This is a genomic window from Homoserinimonas sp. A520 (assembly GCF_054489245.1).
In genome coordinates this window covers 182,403-197,079 of sequence record NZ_JBTMWX010000005.1, presented here as the reverse complement: position 1 = coordinate 197,079, position 14,677 = coordinate 182,403, and the positions used below count along the sequence as shown (strand labels likewise).

15 protein-coding genes and 1 tRNA gene are annotated in these 14,677 nt (G+C 61.3%); 5 read left to right on the top strand and 11 right to left on the bottom strand.

What is annotated here, in order from left to right; genetic code table 11:
• Positions 1–209: 209 nt before the first annotated feature.
• From ACX3PH_RS13210 to ACX3PH_RS13195, 4 genes are all read right to left on the bottom strand, one after another.
• A complete protein-coding gene (locus ACX3PH_RS13210) occupies positions 210–344 on the bottom strand; it encodes a hypothetical protein (protein WP_459093149.1) in 135 nt (44 codons plus the stop codon).
• 167 nt (positions 345–511) lie between these two features.
• Positions 512–1,171, bottom strand: a complete 660-nt coding sequence (locus tag ACX3PH_RS13205; protein WP_459093148.1) for a hypothetical protein — start codon at positions 1,169–1,171, stop codon at positions 512–514.
• 176 nt (positions 1,172–1,347) lie between these two features.
• Positions 1,348–1,869, bottom strand: coding sequence for a hypothetical protein (locus ACX3PH_RS13200; RefSeq protein ID WP_459093147.1), 522 nt, complete (start codon positions 1,867–1,869; stop codon positions 1,348–1,350).
• A 119-nt stretch (positions 1,870–1,988) separates the two neighbouring features.
• On the bottom strand, positions 1,989–2,258 hold the full coding sequence (locus ACX3PH_RS13195) for a helix-turn-helix domain-containing protein (RefSeq protein WP_459093146.1): 270 nt from the start codon (positions 2,256–2,258) through the stop codon (positions 1,989–1,991).
• A 516-nt stretch (positions 2,259–2,774) separates the two neighbouring features.
• Between ACX3PH_RS13195 and ACX3PH_RS13190 the strand changes: the two genes are divergently transcribed.
• The gene (locus tag ACX3PH_RS13190; RefSeq protein ID WP_459093145.1) at positions 2,775–3,086 is read left to right on the top strand and encodes a hypothetical protein; all 312 of its coding nucleotides are present in this window, start codon (positions 2,775–2,777) and stop codon (positions 3,084–3,086) included.
• 134 nt (positions 3,087–3,220) lie between these two features.
• On the opposite strand, the gene ACX3PH_RS13185 is transcribed toward ACX3PH_RS13190, so the two are convergent.
• Positions 3,221–3,724: a helix-turn-helix domain-containing protein gene (locus ACX3PH_RS13185; RefSeq protein WP_459093144.1), complete on the bottom strand. Its 504-nt coding sequence runs from the start codon at positions 3,722–3,724 to the stop codon at positions 3,221–3,223.
• Positions 3,725–5,210: 1,486 nt separating this feature from the next.
• On the opposite strand from ACX3PH_RS13185, the gene ACX3PH_RS13180 reads away from it, so the two are divergent.
• On the top strand, positions 5,211–5,681 hold the full coding sequence (locus ACX3PH_RS13180; protein ID WP_459093143.1) for a hypothetical protein: 471 nt from the start codon (positions 5,211–5,213) through the stop codon (positions 5,679–5,681).
• A 423-nt stretch (positions 5,682–6,104) separates the two neighbouring features.
• Here ACX3PH_RS13180 and ACX3PH_RS13175 read toward each other — a convergent pair whose 3' ends face one another.
• From ACX3PH_RS13175 to ACX3PH_RS13165, 3 genes are read right to left on the bottom strand one after another with little or no spacing between them, the layout of a single operon-like run.
• The gene (locus ACX3PH_RS13175) at positions 6,105–7,307 is read right to left on the bottom strand and encodes an AAA family ATPase (protein ID WP_459093142.1); all 1,203 of its coding nucleotides are present in this window, start codon (positions 7,305–7,307) and stop codon (positions 6,105–6,107) included.
• Positions 7,308–7,320: 13 nt separating this feature from the next.
• On the bottom strand, positions 7,321–8,487 hold the full coding sequence (locus ACX3PH_RS13170; protein WP_459093141.1) for an HNH endonuclease family protein: 1,167 nt from the start codon (positions 8,485–8,487) through the stop codon (positions 7,321–7,323).
• Positions 8,484–9,662: an adenine-specific methyltransferase EcoRI family protein gene (locus ACX3PH_RS13165; RefSeq protein ID WP_459093140.1), complete on the bottom strand. Its 1,179-nt coding sequence runs from the start codon at positions 9,660–9,662 to the stop codon at positions 8,484–8,486. Before ACX3PH_RS13165 ends, ACX3PH_RS13170 begins: the two co-directional genes overlap by 4 nt.
• Before the next feature lie 476 nt (positions 9,663–10,138).
• On the opposite strand from ACX3PH_RS13165, the gene ACX3PH_RS13160 reads away from it, so the two are divergent.
• Positions 10,139–10,357: a helix-turn-helix transcriptional regulator gene (locus ACX3PH_RS13160; RefSeq protein ID WP_459093139.1), complete on the top strand. Its 219-nt coding sequence runs from the start codon at positions 10,139–10,141 to the stop codon at positions 10,355–10,357.
• Positions 10,357–11,550: a tyrosine-type recombinase/integrase gene (locus ACX3PH_RS13155; protein WP_459093138.1), complete on the top strand. Its 1,194-nt coding sequence runs from the start codon at positions 10,357–10,359 to the stop codon at positions 11,548–11,550. Before ACX3PH_RS13160 ends, ACX3PH_RS13155 begins: the two co-directional genes overlap by 1 nt.
• 177 nt (positions 11,551–11,727) lie before the next feature.
• Here the strand turns inward: ACX3PH_RS13155 and ACX3PH_RS13150 are convergent.
• The 3 genes from ACX3PH_RS13150 to ACX3PH_RS13140 all read right to left on the bottom strand — a co-directional run bounded on the left by ACX3PH_RS13150 (position 11,728) and on the right by ACX3PH_RS13140 (position 13,503).
• Positions 11,728–11,799: transfer RNA gene (locus ACX3PH_RS13150), tRNA-Arg, on the bottom strand.
• 147 nt (positions 11,800–11,946) lie between these two features.
• A complete protein-coding gene (locus tag ACX3PH_RS13145; RefSeq protein ID WP_459093137.1) occupies positions 11,947–12,447 on the bottom strand; it encodes an HNH endonuclease in 501 nt (166 codons plus the stop codon).
• 363 nt (positions 12,448–12,810) lie between these two features.
• A complete protein-coding gene (locus ACX3PH_RS13140; RefSeq protein ID WP_459093136.1) occupies positions 12,811–13,503 on the bottom strand; it encodes a metal-dependent transcriptional regulator in 693 nt (230 codons plus the stop codon).
• Between the two features lie 67 nt (positions 13,504–13,570).
• On the opposite strand from ACX3PH_RS13140, the gene serC reads away from it, so the two are divergent.
• Positions 13,571–14,677: a phosphoserine transaminase gene (serC, locus tag ACX3PH_RS13135; protein WP_459093135.1), complete on the top strand. Its 1,107-nt coding sequence runs from the start codon at positions 13,571–13,573 to the stop codon at positions 14,675–14,677.

The window sequence follows — 14,677 nt, the reverse complement described above, 5'->3', positions numbered from 1 at the left end:
TCTCGCATAGAACGCTACGCAGCTCTCCCGGCGCCACGTCCTCGCTGTCGCCAAGGAAGCTCCAATCAGTCGTTGGAGGCTCTGGCTCCTCGCCTGCTTCAGCCAATCTCAACATAGGCAAAGGGTAGCGAGCATGAACATGCGTCGGCCGAGGTTATCCACAGGCCGTCGAAATTGTGCCCCTCGCCGTTTGGGGCACAGTCATTGGATCAGTCGACGAGCGTGATCCCGAAATGATCCAGCAACGGATCAAGCGAAGTGGCCGGACCTGCAGCGGTGCGCTCACGCACCAATGCTGCGATCTCAATGTCTTCCAAAATCGATTCGAGCCGGTCAGCCTCCATGTTGGTCAGCCTATGCGTGGAGTATCTCGAGTGGTCCGAACGGGCGATGAGGGTCTGAGTCGTCGACTCCGCGCCATAGGGGCGCCGCCCATCTGTCGCGTCAATTGCGCTTGTTTCCCGGAACGTCATCACGGTACTCCCGTCAAGCGACCCGCTTTCGATGCCCGCTAACGCCAGATCTCCAGCGCGCTCGGGTCGCGCATCTCCATTTGCGCAACGCCGTTGTAGAGATAGATTTCGCCGCCCCCGCAGACTGTAGCGCCGGGCTCAATAGGCTCGAGATAGACGTCCCAGAAAATGAACGTAAAACGATCCGCGGACGGGTAGTCCTGGCCGACGTTTACAAAAGTACCGTCGGCGGTATCCCGGGCGCTCATGAGTGGGCCACACACGCGTTGAACCGTCCCCGAATGTTCCCGTGCCTTGTCCCATCCGATGCCACCCTCAGGCCACTCTGGGCCGACGTCGATATTGCTTTCGCCGAAACTGCACCGTCCGTCTTGCTCAAGCAGCGTCACCGATTCGGCCCTGACGCCATAGCCAAGCAGTTCGTCGCAAGAGTCGATGCTGAACGCGCCGTCGGTGGAGTTCGACAGATAGTCGACGGCGATCTCATACTCATCCGAACAGTTGTTACTCAGCGCTTGCATGGTGGAGTCGATGTCGACTGCGCCCGATCGCACGTGGGAAACAGCCGATGCAAGTAGCTGCGAGCAACTGGGCGCCGAGTATGCGGAATTAGAGCCCGAACCGCCAGTGCAGGCTGTCGTCGAAGCGACAAGTACCAACGCGATGACGGAACCGACTACGGTCCATACGGCCTTCATAGTGGCCCCCTCATGGCATCCGTTCGGCGATCCCGCGCAACAACGAGGATCGCCTATGACTGATACTCGCATCTTAGGACGGCCACGGGCACGACCGAAGGGAGGTGACCTTCTTGAAACTCAAGAAGCACTGCTCGCAAAGCGACGTTGGTTGCCGTCGAGTAGAGCGGAATGGACTAGACAGCAAACGCGAAGCGATGAAGGACTGTCTGTTGCTCGGCGGTCAACTTCAACGCTGGGTTGTTTGCGCGAGGAAACACCTCCGCTTCAGACCAGTCAGCATTACGGACACTCGACGCGGTGCCGACCTTTATTCCGCGTTCGACCATCGCCGCATTTAGCCCACGGGCATCAAAGAGGTAGACGGCGTCGATGCGCCAGGGCCGTTCCACCGCCGACGAGGAACCCCGGGTGCTGATTGGCCCACTGAGTACGAGGTAGTAGTCAGGAAGAGCCGAAGGCGTCATGTCGAGGATGCCTTCGCGCTTGAGGTACCACTTCAGATTTACTGTTTGACCGGCAAGGGGACCACTGCGGAATCGCCCATCGATACCTTTGGCGTTGGCTGCCTTCTCCAACTCGATGTCGAACACGCGGGAGGCGACCCACTCTCCGAGGTGACCCGAGGTCATTGGACGACCAATGACACTGGCGATCTGCGCATCGATGGCGTTGCGACGGCTCAACAGCTCGGCCATCGCAGAAAGTTTCTCTTGATCCATCAGATCTTGCCCAAGTTAAGCCAACCACCCATGAGACGCTCCTTCCAGGTTTCGCCCACTAGCGGGCCGCGAGCATATCAGCACGCCACCCGGGATTACTTCTCGTCGTGGCCGTCGCGGACGGACGCCTCCGCCAGCGCGAGAACCGCTGGGGCACTCATACCTGACGCATGGCAGATGCCGACGAACTGCTCCACGTTCATGTGTCTCTCCGCAGTAAGGAGCCGCGTCAACTGCCGGAGAGATATACCCGTCATGTCGGCCAGCATCGCCTTGGTGATTTGTTGCCGAGCCATTCGTTCGCGAATGCTGGCCGCGATCTCAATTGAAAGAGCGGCTGGCTCGGATTTCGGCTTCCCTGACATGGTCACATACTGCCAGACCCCCTGCGGCGCTTCAGGATGCCGGCGCAAACACGAGCCACGGAAGCTGAACGGTAGATCGCATTTTGGACACATCACCCGCAGGCACGTCGTAAAGCCCCGAACGAACCTCTGCATGTCGCCGCGGCGCACCGCTGACTATCACCTTGGAGTTTGGCCAAAGCTCGGCGTACAATTCGAACACATCTTCGAATGTACTTATAGGATTGGAGCTAACCATGACCCGCGTTGCCGAGGCCGCCGTCGCGATCGATCTGACCCGGGCGGGTGTCCCCCGGTCACTCGGATGGCAAGGAAGGTTGTATCTAGTAACAGACACGCCGACCCGATTGGAGATCACAACCGCCGCGCACGATGCACTGACTCACCCGCCAGCACACAGTACGGGATGGAGATTCCAGGGCCGGGATGCTGAAGGCGACACCTTGGTCTTCGACGTCGTACTTGACCGGGATGATCGCTGGGTCCTCCTCGACGCGTATCGCTGACCAACAGAACATGGGCCAAAACAGTCGCTATCCGGGACACGGCATCGACCGGGCGATAGAAGCTGTCACGGTGCGAGCCAAGCCGATCAGCCTCAGCGACGCCGAACTCGACCTGGAACACCATCCACCCCGCCGCGCCGCGCAGCCGATTCCGGTTCGCGCTTGGGTTCGGTTTCCGGAGAACGCGATACAGCCGGATGCTGAGGCGATCGCCTGGACAGACAAGGCGGTGCAGGTTCGGTGGACGGGTCACGCAAACGAGGTGTATACCGCTTGGGTGTGGGCCAGTGCGGTCGAGCGTAGGGAGCCACGAACGAGGTAGCTAAGCTCGCACTTATGCCCTCCAGGTTCATCACCCGCGAAGCGACCCAGCGGTTGACCTGAACTTCTGATCGAATCCTGGCAGACTCGAGCCGGCTCTCCGCGGTGCCTACGCCTCTTCGAGGTCGTCCCGTGTCATTGCTGGTTTGCACGCTCAATCGCTGCGAGCCGTTCCTCTTGGCTAAGCGCTCCGGCGAACGGAGAGTTCTGCCGTAGTTCTCGTCCTTCTGTTGTGTCGGCGAGCATCCCGGCAATAAGGGTTTCGGGTGGACTGTCGATCAGCTCGGCCCAACGGTTCACCCATAACTGGCCGATCGGCGAGGTGAGGCGTTCACGGAGGCGGTCAAGGTTTGCCGGCACGACGTCGAGCACGAATTGCGGGTCCTCGCGGAGCTTTCTCGCGAGCTCACGGTGCAGCTCCATCGTCACCCGGTCCTCGCGGCGGTTGTTTACCACTTCGATGCGGGGGCTTCGTCCCATCACGTTCAGCGCGCGCTGGAGGGTTCCGAGCTGGATACGGCCGTCTCGTTCGGATTGCTCCATGCGGGTGACGGTGCTGGGGGCAACACCTAGAGTCTCTGCGAGCTCGCGCACTGTCCAGCCGACTGCGCGGCGGGTGTCTGCGATCGTGGTCGTCATCTCAGCCTCTCATTTGTTGCATTGTAGTGCAACAGAACGCCATCAAACCGCTGGCGGTGCCTCTTGATCGTTGTGGCGGTCAGCCGTAGCAGCAGCGGCACGAGCGAACACGTCCACAGCGTCGCAACCGAGTGAGCTGCAGATCGCATCGAACTGTTCAACGTCGGCGTGCTTACGTGCGGAAAGGATCGCGGAAAGCTGAGGTGCTGAGATACCAGTCGCCGTGGACACGTCCACCTGCCTGGTCCGGGTCCTGGCTAAACGCTCGCGCAGGATAGCTGCGATCTCAATCGAGAGCGCACCAGGTTCAGACTTCGCTCCCCATGGCATGCTCACATACTTGCAGACTCGACCGACTCTCCACGATGCCAGCGAGGACACCAACCGCGGAGAACGAACGGCCTCTCGCATTTTGGGCAAACCACCCGGCGTACAGTCAGTCCTTGTACTCCGCTGGTGGTCCACCTTGAGCCCTGCCCGAAGGACCCATCTGCCCCTTCCACCCAGCCAGACTCTCCCAAAGTAAAGCTGAACCCTCTCTGCATCTCTGCTCGTCCTGGCCAATCAAACGACGACTCCCCGGAGCCGTCTCCTCGCCATCGACGAGCCATGGGCCTTCGCCACCGGTTGCTGTCATCGGTGATCCGGATGACGGACTCCCCCGCGGTTCGGATTGTGATGATTCCCTGCACGCTCGTGCCGGCGTGGATCTCGACCACAGGTTCCGCAGGGCCGAGGCGGATCTGGAACAGCACGCCGGCATACGCGCTGCGTACTCCGTCGAGACCATCCCGAGCGAGCTCCATCAAGTCGTAACGGTTCAATGAGTCCTCCTGCACCAACCGCAGAGCAATGGTTTCTCACACCGGGCGCAGTGCGTTCTCTTCAGCTCCAGGGACAACACAGTCGATGTCGTAAAAGTGCCAGGGCCGTACAGATACGAACTACGAGTTTCCATGAACGTTGCGGGCTCCCCAACCCGAATCTGCGCCGAGTTCATCATCATCGCCCGTTTGGGGTAATCAAAGTCCGACGGCTCTGAGCCAGGTGCCGGCCAGCGTCGCAGAAGCGGCCGGGGCGCACGCCACCGGTCCAGAGTGAAGCGGAGCACAGTGCCGTCCTCAGTCCGGAGGGTGTACTCACCGGCGCGCCACGTCAGATCTTCGACACGTTCCGGGCGGCCGTGACGGATGGAAGCGAGCGGGTAGGACAGGAGATGCTTAGCCCAGTTGGCCCATCTGCGCAGCGTTCTTCGCAAGTCGTATCGGTAGCGCTGGATCCGGTTCATACCTGGATCATCCCACTTGCCGCCGACCCTGGAAGCGCCTTCTGACCAGCGACTTTGCCGGTGCTATGTTGCAATGCTGCAAGCTTGCAAGCCGGAAATATTGCAACACTGAAAGCCAGACGTATTGCAATACTGCAAGCCATCGCCCCGGCTCCGCCCGGCTCAGAGGCTATCCGGAGACGTCGCTAGGCTCTCCCCATGACTGAGGCCAGCAAGAAAGAGTTTGAGGAGAGTCTGCGACGAACTGCCGCCGCCCTGGCGCCACTCGACAGCGTGACGCTCCAGGAGCTCCAAAATGCACTGGAGAGACCCCCGATCGTGCAGGCTCTCATTCAGACGGAACTCTTCGTCCGGGACATCGACCTCGAGTTCGGTATGCTCACCGCTGAAGAGGCGCCTGATTCGGCCAAGCACGGTTTGGTGCTCGATCGCGCCGGCACAGTCCGATACCCGGGATTTCAGTTCGACGGCAAGGAGATCAAGCCGGTCATCACGCGGCTCATGGAGGTCGCAGAACGCCACGAGGTGGATCACACATCCGTCATCTACTGGCTCTGCGGGCACACCACCTATATTCGGGATCCGAGCATCAGGCCAATTGATCTGGTCGAGACGGATCCGGACGAGGTGCTTCGAATCGCAGACGAAGCGTGGGGAGTCGTGTGGTGACGGGCCGATCATGCCAATGGCGGATCCGAGACACTCACCCCGTCAGCACGAGCAGCACTCAGGAGTGCACGCGTCGGAGTGCGCATGCGGCCAGCTTGGGTGGTGATAGCCGTGAGGGCAGGTCGGGTACTCGCCATCGAGGATGTCTGGCGCGCCTGCGTCTTGCGTCTCCCGGGCGAGCATGCGTGGGGTGCTGTCCCCGAGTTCTCCCATAGCTCCCAGTCACCCGTTGGTGGTGAAGTGCCTCGCAGCGGCAATTGCCCCTCACCGCTCGCAATGCGCGCCACCGTGCGTTGCTGCCACCAGAGTCGGGTAGCGATCCAGTCGAGTACATTTTCGTAAACGGTCGCTCTGTCTCGTTCTATCGGGGGCTGTCGTTGTTGGAACGGCCTCGCTTGTTGCGCTGAGATCCACACGCAGAAGTTAGGGCTTCACAGAAGCGTTCTCAGCCAGCTTCAGGGCGCTGGTGGCCTCTTTGACTAGTCCAGGCAGTTCATCGGTCTTGATCTCCCCAGCGTGCTTCGCAGCATCACGATGGGAGAACCGAGAAAGCACGTTCTTTACGAGTACCGCGTCCCCTAGCTGAACGCGCGCGGTCAGCCGGACGCCATCTCCGGAATTGGCGTAGAACGGTGCGAGCGCCCTAAGCGCGAGAGCTACATCTTCTGCGGTATCCGCCTCGCGGAAATGTCTGCCGGCCTCCCGAAGGAGCAGAGCGCCGAACGCGCCGATGACGACAGCGATCGACGCACGGAGGATTCCACCGCCGACAGAGATGTCGAAGTTCTTGATGATGGCTTCGTTGACGATGTAGAAGCCGACGGCCCCGGCGAAGATGAAGGCTGCCCAAGCGCCGAAGCGGATCCAACGGGCAGCAATGCGCTCACGCTTGGCACGGCCGTACCAGTCGGCAGCGCTGAGGTCGCCGGCAGCGTGCTCGGCAAGCGCCTCACCTGCCTTGGTCGTCGCAGCTAGCGTTGCGATGCTCGCGAGCGCTTGCGTGTCGTGCTCCAGGTCGGTGGCCTCGCGATTTTTGCCCCAGGCTTCAAGCACTTCGTTCCAGGAATCACGCATTTCGGACTCGGCAGACTTGCTGACAGCCGCGATCGCCTCGCGTTCGGTCTGAATCTCTGTATGCAAGGTCCGGACTTCGGTCGAGACCTTCTCTAGCTCGGCAAGTCGCAGTCCCAAGGATTTCTCAGACTCCGAGATCCGCTGCTCCAACTCGCCGAGCCGTTCATTCCGGGCGTTGACTTCCTGATCGAGGAGCTCGACGTAGGACGCTTTCAAATCCCGAGGCGCAGGTAGCGGCAAGGATCGAAGTGCCTGTTCCAGCTGCTTGAACGCATGACCGTCGCGTTGACGGTACTCGATGAACTGCTGAAAGCTTGCGGTATCTACCGGGAGCTCGTTGAGTGCCGCGCTGAGAGCGTCCAGCGTGCTGAGGTAGAGCGCAGGCTGGCGGGCTGCACGCGTCTTGAGTGCCTCGTCGAGCCACTCGACGATGTCTTCGCGCCATTGCTCGGACTCTGCGTTGTCAAACCGGGCCGCGTTGAGTGACTCCCTCTTGAGTCGCAGGGACTCCCAGACTGCGTGCCTGCTGTACCGCTCGTAGCCAGTAACCATCGTCGCAGCCCGCCTACCTGTTGCCTTTGGCACGGTTGTGCGGGACGCAGAGCATCTCCAAATTATTGAGCTCCGTGGACCCACCCTTCGACCAGGCGGTCACATGGTCTGCATCCATCTCGCTGAGGTTGTAGATGCGCGTTTTGTTCGTGTTGTTGCCCACTGCGCACAGCGGACAGTTCGAGAGTCCTTCGGCCTGGGCTTTGTCGGTCTGCTGCCTATACACATGAGCCTTGGTCTTGTCGTCGAATAGGCGCAGGGCGAGCAGTTGGGATTCGGTCTCGCCGCTGAGCACAAATTCGTAAACGCCCTTGCGGTTATGGACGAACGGGTCGCTGAGCAGCTCGTCGAGCCGGGCGTCGATCTTTGAGGCGTCGTATGAGGTCGAGTGGTAAAGCTCGTAAAGCCGACCCCATTCGAGGCCCTGCATGTGCTTGTCCGGCGGACGAGTGAAGACTCCAGCGACCCAGTCGATCACCGAAGTGAAGTAGGTCTTGAGATCGGCAGTGCCGGCTTCGTTGCGGTGCTGCGAAAGGTAGCCGTCGATAGTGTTGCCCTGGGAGGACGCCACCCAATCCAGCGCGATGGCCAGGATCTCCTGGCGTTTCGGATTGCCCTTGACGTAGGCCTGCCACTTTTGCATGTGTGCGTTGTTGGAGTTGCTGTACTCCTTCTTCGCCGCGGTGATGAATGGGCCAGAGTAAATCGCGTTGAGCAGCTCTTGCTTATTTAGCGGAAGGCCGACGATGTTGATCGTCTCGAACCATTGCTTGATCTCATCCTCGGAGCCTTCGCACTCGTAGATGTCGAGCTTCGCACCCATGATCTTCTGCTGCTGGCCCTTGGAGAGCGAGGAGAAGGTCTGCTGATTTTCGTCGACTTTGATGGCGAACTTGCCGGTAACGAACCGACCAATGCTGGTGATGCGCTGCTGCCCATCGAGCACCTCCAGGATGTCATCGTTGACGTTGAAGTAGATCAGCCCGAGCGGGTAGCCCTTTAGCAGTGACTCAATGACCGCGGCGTCGCGTTTGCCATCGCCGTAGATGTAGTGACGCTGGTACTCCGGCTGGATGACGAGCTTTCCTGAAAGGCCGTAGAGCCCCTTGCCCTCGAACTCGTTGAAGACAAAGCCATTGATGACGTCTTCGACGGTGTAGTGCTTGAGCTCGGTCTTCATGAGGCTGCACCCCTCCTACGGATGATGATGCGCTTGAATGGCACACGAGGCTTGGGGCGGTATAGGAATAGCTTCCTTCGCCCCTTGCTATTGCTGGCCGTGCCGCCGGCAGCGTAGTAGTCGTCGACGCGCTTCTGGCCGAGGGGCTCGACTCCAAATTCTTCGGTCTTCTCCATGTCCTCCGCGTTGAAGAGGATCTCGAACTGGTCGGGATTGTACTTGTCAAGGAATGTGATCGGCACGCCCATCATGCCGTCGAAGTCGCTCGGGATCGCATCCGTATACGGCACCTCAATGGCGTCGAAAGTGTCGTACTTCTGGTAATCGGAGCCACGCACATCCGCGTGCTTGCTGAAGCGTTGGTTGTCCGCCATCGTCATGAGTTGAAGCGGCTCGTGGCGGCGGCCGTGGTCGATGTTTGTGAACCAGCGCACGCCCTTGACCCGCACGTACTTCTTGCCGTTCTCGTCGACCCTGGTGCCGACCGCCGTCAGAGGGTAATCGTCGGGGATGCCGAACTCACGGTCTCCGCTGTTGATGCTTGAGCCGTACCACATCTGGTTTGCTTGAACGAGGGGGAAGACCTGGTTGTAGGTGATCGCGTTCATGTTCCCGATCACGGAGAACTTAACGCCTCCGGCGCTGAGCCAACCTATGAACTCGCGGAAGAGGCTGAAAGGCGGGTTGGTGATCACGATGTCCGCCTCGTCGCGCAGAGCCGTCACCTCGGCGCTGCGGAAGTCACCGTCGCCCTCGAGATATTCCCACTGCAGATCGTCGATATTCACCACACCGTCGCCATTGATGTCTTTGGGCTCGAGGACGAACTTCTTACCGTTGGTGTGGGTCTTGGTCTCGTCGAATTGTGGGTCGTTGAGTTCAAACGGCGTCGGCTCGTATGTGAACGCAGCCGGGTTGCTGTCCGGTGCGTAGGAGGTCGAGATTAGCTTCCTGAGGCCGTAATCCACGAAGTGCAGCGCGAAGAACTTGGCGAAGTTAGACCACTCCGGGTCGTCGCACGGCAGCAGGATCACCTTGCCGCGGAAGACGTCGGGGTCGTACTCAAGGTACGCGTTCATCTCGCGCTCGATGTCGGCCCACTGAGTGTAGAACTCGTCGTTCTTGGCGGCCTTCGCCGCATTCAGGTCTGAGGTTCTGCTACCGACCGTCGTCATGCTTGTGTACCCCATTCACCCGGCAATATCGCGCCGCCGGTGTGCGGGGGCGCGTCGTCTGTGGTCATCCTATCGACGGCGTAGGACAGTGCTGGGCACCGTCGCTGGTTCGCGTGCCCCTCGAAATGGGCGCGTGCCATCAAGCGTGAGTCGCCGCTTGGGACTCATGTGCAAAGTCGTGGACGGCTCAGCACCCGCAGGGACACAAAGCCCCGTCGAGGCTCTTTAACTCTTGGCTGAATTAGTAACCGCAAAACGGAACTCGACCACGTCGCCATCCTGCATGACGCGGCACAACCGTGGACTTTGATCCCGCATTCGGATGTCGTCGGTTACTGAAAGGCTGGCTCTTGTCGAAACGAGCCGGCTCTCGGCGGGGGATGCATAGACACAGAGGGACCGGTTCAAACAAGGACCGGGCGGCACGGATGCCGTTGGACAAAACGTAACCGCAGGGCCGCGGTGGAGCACCACACATGACCAACAACAACAACAACGGGATCGCGGAATCCAATCATGGACCGTTCCTCACGCCCGAAGCTTTCGCAGAAATGCTGGACGTTTCAACGAGCACGCTCTCAAGCTGGCGGTACAAAGGCACGGGGCCGGCGTACCTCAAAATCACTGGGGGCCTCGTCCGGTACGACCGCGAAACCGTCCTTGCCTGGGCACGGTCCGCTGAAGTGGCTGCCTGATGGCGCGCCCCGCCCTGGAGATCGGAACCTACGGCAAGATCACGACCAGGATCGATGAAGTCACGGGAAGGCACATCGCACGAGCGAAGTTCTGCGATCAGGACGGCGTAGTTCGGCAGGTCACACGATCTGGCGAATCCAAGGGGGCTGCAGAACGGGCCTTGAAGGGGGCGCTGGTTGCCCGGAAGGACCTCGGCACCACCGGTGAACTCACCCGGGAAGATCGGTTGAGCAAACTACTGACGATGTGGTGGGAGTGGAAGCTCAACCACACGGGCCGCCAGCTCGCATCTTCAACCATCAGCGACTACGAGGACGTCATCACGAAGACTATCCTTCCCGGCATCGGTCAGCTAAAGATCCGAGAGCTCACGGTCGGTCGGCTGGATCAATTCCTGATCGCAACTCGCGAGCGCAGTACCAACGCAGCCGATCTCGCGAAAACAATACTGAAGCAGTCGCTGGACAGGGCTGCGCAGCTGGACGTGATCGAGACCAACCCTGCGGTATCAGTAACCAAACCATGGAAGGCTCCGCCTGACCCGGAAGTGTTGACAACGGAAGAACTCGCGCTGATGAGGAGCGCACTCCGCAACATGCGACAGAAGAACACCTATCTCCCGATGATGTTCGAGCTACAACTAGCCTTCTCACTGCGCATCGGAGAGGCCCTGGCCATCGACTGGGCTGACGTCCACCTAGACTCAGACCCGCCGACAGTGAAAATCCACGCGACTCTAGCGAGAGCTCGCAACACCGTGTTCCGTCAGCCTCATACAAAATCAGGGCCGGACGGCGCCCGCACGCTCATCGCTCCGGCCTGGGTGGTTGAAATGCTCCGTGAGCACAAGTCCAAGTCCTCCGGTGAGGGGCTAGTACTGCGCGCACGTGGCGGCGGGATGGTAATGCCCTCGAACGCACGCGAATCTTGGCGGAACATCCGCGAACGTGTAGGCCTGGGTTGGGTCACACCTCACCACATGCGGAAGACTTCGCTCACAAGAATCGAAGCGGTTTACAGCGACACCGAGGCTGCGTCGTTCGCTGGGCAAAAAGGGACAGCCGTCCTGCACCTGCACTACATCCCGCGGGACCGGGAAGGCCTGCGCCCCGACGTACGCCTCGCCCTCGACGCCCTTGCTCCGCAAGGAACCAGAGGTACTGCCCTCGACGGAGGCGACGCCTTGTCCTGAAGCACCCCAATGATGGAAAATACCCCGGCCCCTCATGAGGAGGCGACGGGGTATTCTCTATCTGAATTCCATGAATCCACGATCGGGCAAAGGGCGCGATTGCGCCAATTGTGTGAGTAAAGGGTATTTAGGCGCTACGAGACGGTCCTCAATTGACATCGATCCCAATGATTACGGTGCCCCTGGAGGGATTCGAACCCCCAACCGTTTCCTTAGGACGGAACTGCTCTTCCGTTGAGCTACAGAGGCTGGTGGGATGAGTTTAGCGGAGAGGGCGGGAGGGTCTCGGCAGGCTCGAGTGGTCTCGACGAGCTCGACCCGCCACACGGCAGTCTCGACGGGCTTGACCCCCTTTACCGGGCTGGGGTCTCGACAAGCTCGACCAGCGGATGGGGGCTAGGCAGCGGCGGGGGTTAGGAACTCTTCCCACTGGGGCTGGGCGCGCTCTACTCCTCGCACCAGCCAGGACGTACCGTGCGGCGGTTGCGGACGGAACAACAACTTCCACCCCATCTCGCCCGGGGTGCGGTTGCCCTTCGCATTGTTGCAGCGCAGGCAGCAGGCGACCAGGTTCTCCCAGCTGTCCACCCCGCCCCGCGACCGCGGCAGCACGTGATCGATCGTGGTCGCGGCCCCACCGCAGTAACCACAGCGCTGGTCGTCGCGCCGCAGCACCCCGCGCCGGCTCACCGGCAACAGTCGCGAATTCGGGATGCGCACGTACCTGGTCAGCAGGATCACCGACGGCCGCTCATACGACGCCGACAAACCCCAGACCGGGTGCTCGGCGTCGTGGGCGAGCACGGTCGCCTTCTGATTCATCACCAGCACCAGTGCTCGCTTGAATGAAACTACGGCCAGGGGCTCAAACCCGGCGTTCAGCACCAGTGTGCGCATACTGTTCCCATCGATTTCGCCCTGGACGGCTTCCAGGGGTCCGATAATTCCTGTGGAACTCCGAGGTGGTCGCGCGCGGCACCGGACATGAAAAAAGGCACTGCCGACATGGCAGTGCCTGGTGTCCGGACGCACAGAACAGTGCGCCGCGACGTCCGCTGGGGCGTATGAGACTGTCGTGCAGCAGCAGCACCGGCTGCCTGCGCACGGCAGGGCGGCGGGCATCCAAGGCGTGGATGGCGCGGCCCTCACTCATGTTTCTCTCCCGACTGGCTGACGAAGAATCACAGGGTTCCACATTAACGCACCCAGCCGAGCGGATGTGACGCAGCCACGCCAGCGTTACGAACCCTTAACGAGGCGTCAGATCCCGACGTAAACGTGCTGCGCCACCTCGATGGGCAGCTCGATGCCCTCGGGGATACCCTCCACCTCGACTCGAAAGGTGCGGCCGGAACCGGTGAAGCTCGCCACCGCACCCGGAACCACCCCGGCCGTTCGCAACTGGTCGAGCAGCTCGGACTCGTACTGCACCGGCTCCCCCAGCCGGCGGATAGTACCGGTGATCGGCCCCACCGCGCCCAGGGTGTAGTTGACGACGTTGACCACGCCATCAGAGAACTTCGAGGTCGTACGGTCGCCGATCTCATCCAGCCCCGGGATCGGGTTGCCGTACGGGGAATGCGTCGGGTGCTCCAGCAGCTCCAGGATGCGCCGCTCCACCTGCTCGCTCATCACATGCTCCCAGCGGCACGCCTCCTCATGGACGAGCGCCCAGTCGAGGCCGATGACATCGGCGAGCAGGCGCTCAGCCAGGCGGTGCTTACGCATCACACCCACGGCTTTCGAACGCCCGGCAGTCGTGAGCGCAAGATGCCGGTCATCCTCAACCCGTACCAGGCCGTCACGTTCCATACGGCCAATGGTCTGCGAAACCGTCGGCCCGGAGTGGCCGAGCCTCTCAGAGATACGTGCCCTCAGCGGGATGATGTTCTCTTCTTCGAGCTCGTAGATCGTGCGGAGATACATCTCTGTGGTGTCAATGAGATCAGCCATCATCGCCCTTCACCGTCTCGAACGTCATAGGCAAGCCTAACCTCTGGCACCCCCATAAGATTTCTCTATGCCGCAGCTCACAATCCCCTCAGCCCTTCTGCCCGCCGACGGACGGTTCGGGTGCGGACCCTCCAAGGTCCGCGCCGAGCAACTCGCGTACCTCTCTACTGCGGGGGCCGAACTGCTCGGCACCTCCCACCGGCAGGCTCCGGTGAAGAACCTGGTGAAGCGGGTTCAGGACGGCCTCGGCCAGCTCTTCAGCATCCCCGACGGCTACGAAGTGGTGCTCGGCAACGGCGGCTCCACCGCGTTCTGGGACGCCGCCGCGTTCTCCCTCATCGAGCAGCGCAGCCAGAACCTGGTGTTCGGCGAGTTCAGCAGCAAGTTCGCGAAGGCGGCGACAACTCCCTGGCTGGATGCGCCATCCGTCATCAGCGCCGACCCGGGATCCCGCAGCGAGCCAGTCATCACCGACGGTGTGGACGTCTACGCCTGGCCGCACAACGAAACCTCGACCGGCGTGATGGCCCCGGTCACCCGGGTTCAGGCGGATGCGCTCACCGTCATCGACGCCACCAGCGCGGCCGGCGGCATCGACTTCGACGCGTCGCAGGCGGATGTCTACTACTTCGCCCCGCAGAAGAACCTCGCCTCCGACGGCGGGCTGTGGCTCGCCCTCTTCTCCCCTCGGGCGATCGAACGGGTCGAACGCATCGCGGCCAGCGGGCGCTACATCCCCGAGTTCCTCAGCCTGAAGAACGCGATCGACAACTCGCGACAGGGCCAGACCCTCAACACCCCGGCTCTCAGCACGCTGCTGCTGCTCGAAAACCAGGTGCAGTGGATCAATGACCAGGGTGGGCTGGCGTGGGCGGATGCCCGCACCCGGGAGTCCTCGACGGCGCTCTATGAGTGGGCGGAGTCGGTGTCGTACGCGACCCCGTTCGTCGCCAACCCGGACCACCGGTCGCAGGTCGTCGTAACAATCGACTTCGATGACCAGATCGACGCCTCCGCCATCGCGAAGACGTTGCGCGCCAACGGGATCCTCGACACCGACCCGTACCGCAAGCTCGGACGCAACCAGCTGCGGGTGGCGACGTTCACCGCGGTCGAGCCCAGCGACATCCGCCAGCTGATCGCGTCGATCGAGTACGTCGTCGAGAACCTCTGA

Bases quoted from the DNA above. Each gene is read 5' to 3' on its own strand.
- ACX3PH_RS13195 (WP_459093146.1), bottom strand. From the start codon at position 2,258: ATGTCAGGGAAGCCGAAATCCGAGCCAGCCGCTCTTTCAATTGAGATC.
- ACX3PH_RS13145 (WP_459093137.1), bottom strand. From the start codon at position 12,447: ATGCGCACACTGGTGCTGAACGCCGGGTTTGAGCCCCTGGCCGTAGTT.
- ACX3PH_RS13165 (WP_459093140.1), bottom strand. From the start codon at position 9,662: ATGACGACGGTCGGTAGCAGAACCTCAGACCTGAATGCGGCGAAGGCC.
- ACX3PH_RS13140 (WP_459093136.1), bottom strand. From the start codon at position 13,503: ATGGCTGATCTCATTGACACCACAGAGATGTATCTCCGCACGATCTAC.
- ACX3PH_RS13205 (WP_459093148.1), bottom strand. From the start codon at position 1,171: ATGAAGGCCGTATGGACCGTAGTCGGTTCCGTCATCGCGTTGGTACTT.
- ACX3PH_RS13190 (WP_459093145.1), top strand. From the start codon at position 2,775: ATGGGCCAAAACAGTCGCTATCCGGGACACGGCATCGACCGGGCGATA.
- ACX3PH_RS13155 (WP_459093138.1), top strand. From the start codon at position 10,357: ATGGCGCGCCCCGCCCTGGAGATCGGAACCTACGGCAAGATCACGACC.
- ACX3PH_RS13200 (WP_459093147.1), bottom strand. From the start codon at position 1,869: ATGGCCGAGCTGTTGAGCCGTCGCAACGCCATCGATGCGCAGATCGCC.
- ACX3PH_RS13185 (WP_459093144.1), bottom strand. From the start codon at position 3,724: ATGACGACCACGATCGCAGACACCCGCCGCGCAGTCGGCTGGACAGTG.
- ACX3PH_RS13160 (WP_459093139.1), top strand. From the start codon at position 10,139: ATGACCAACAACAACAACAACGGGATCGCGGAATCCAATCATGGACCG.
- ACX3PH_RS13210 (WP_459093149.1), bottom strand. From the start codon at position 344: ATGGAGGCTGACCGGCTCGAATCGATTTTGGAAGACATTGAGATCGCA.
- serC (WP_459093135.1), top strand. From the start codon at position 13,571: ATGCCGCAGCTCACAATCCCCTCAGCCCTTCTGCCCGCCGACGGACGG.
- ACX3PH_RS13170 (WP_459093141.1), bottom strand. From the start codon at position 8,487: ATGAAGACCGAGCTCAAGCACTACACCGTCGAAGACGTCATCAATGGC.
- ACX3PH_RS13180 (WP_459093143.1), top strand. From the start codon at position 5,211: ATGACTGAGGCCAGCAAGAAAGAGTTTGAGGAGAGTCTGCGACGAACT.
- ACX3PH_RS13175 (WP_459093142.1), bottom strand. From the start codon at position 7,307: ATGGTTACTGGCTACGAGCGGTACAGCAGGCACGCAGTCTGGGAGTCC.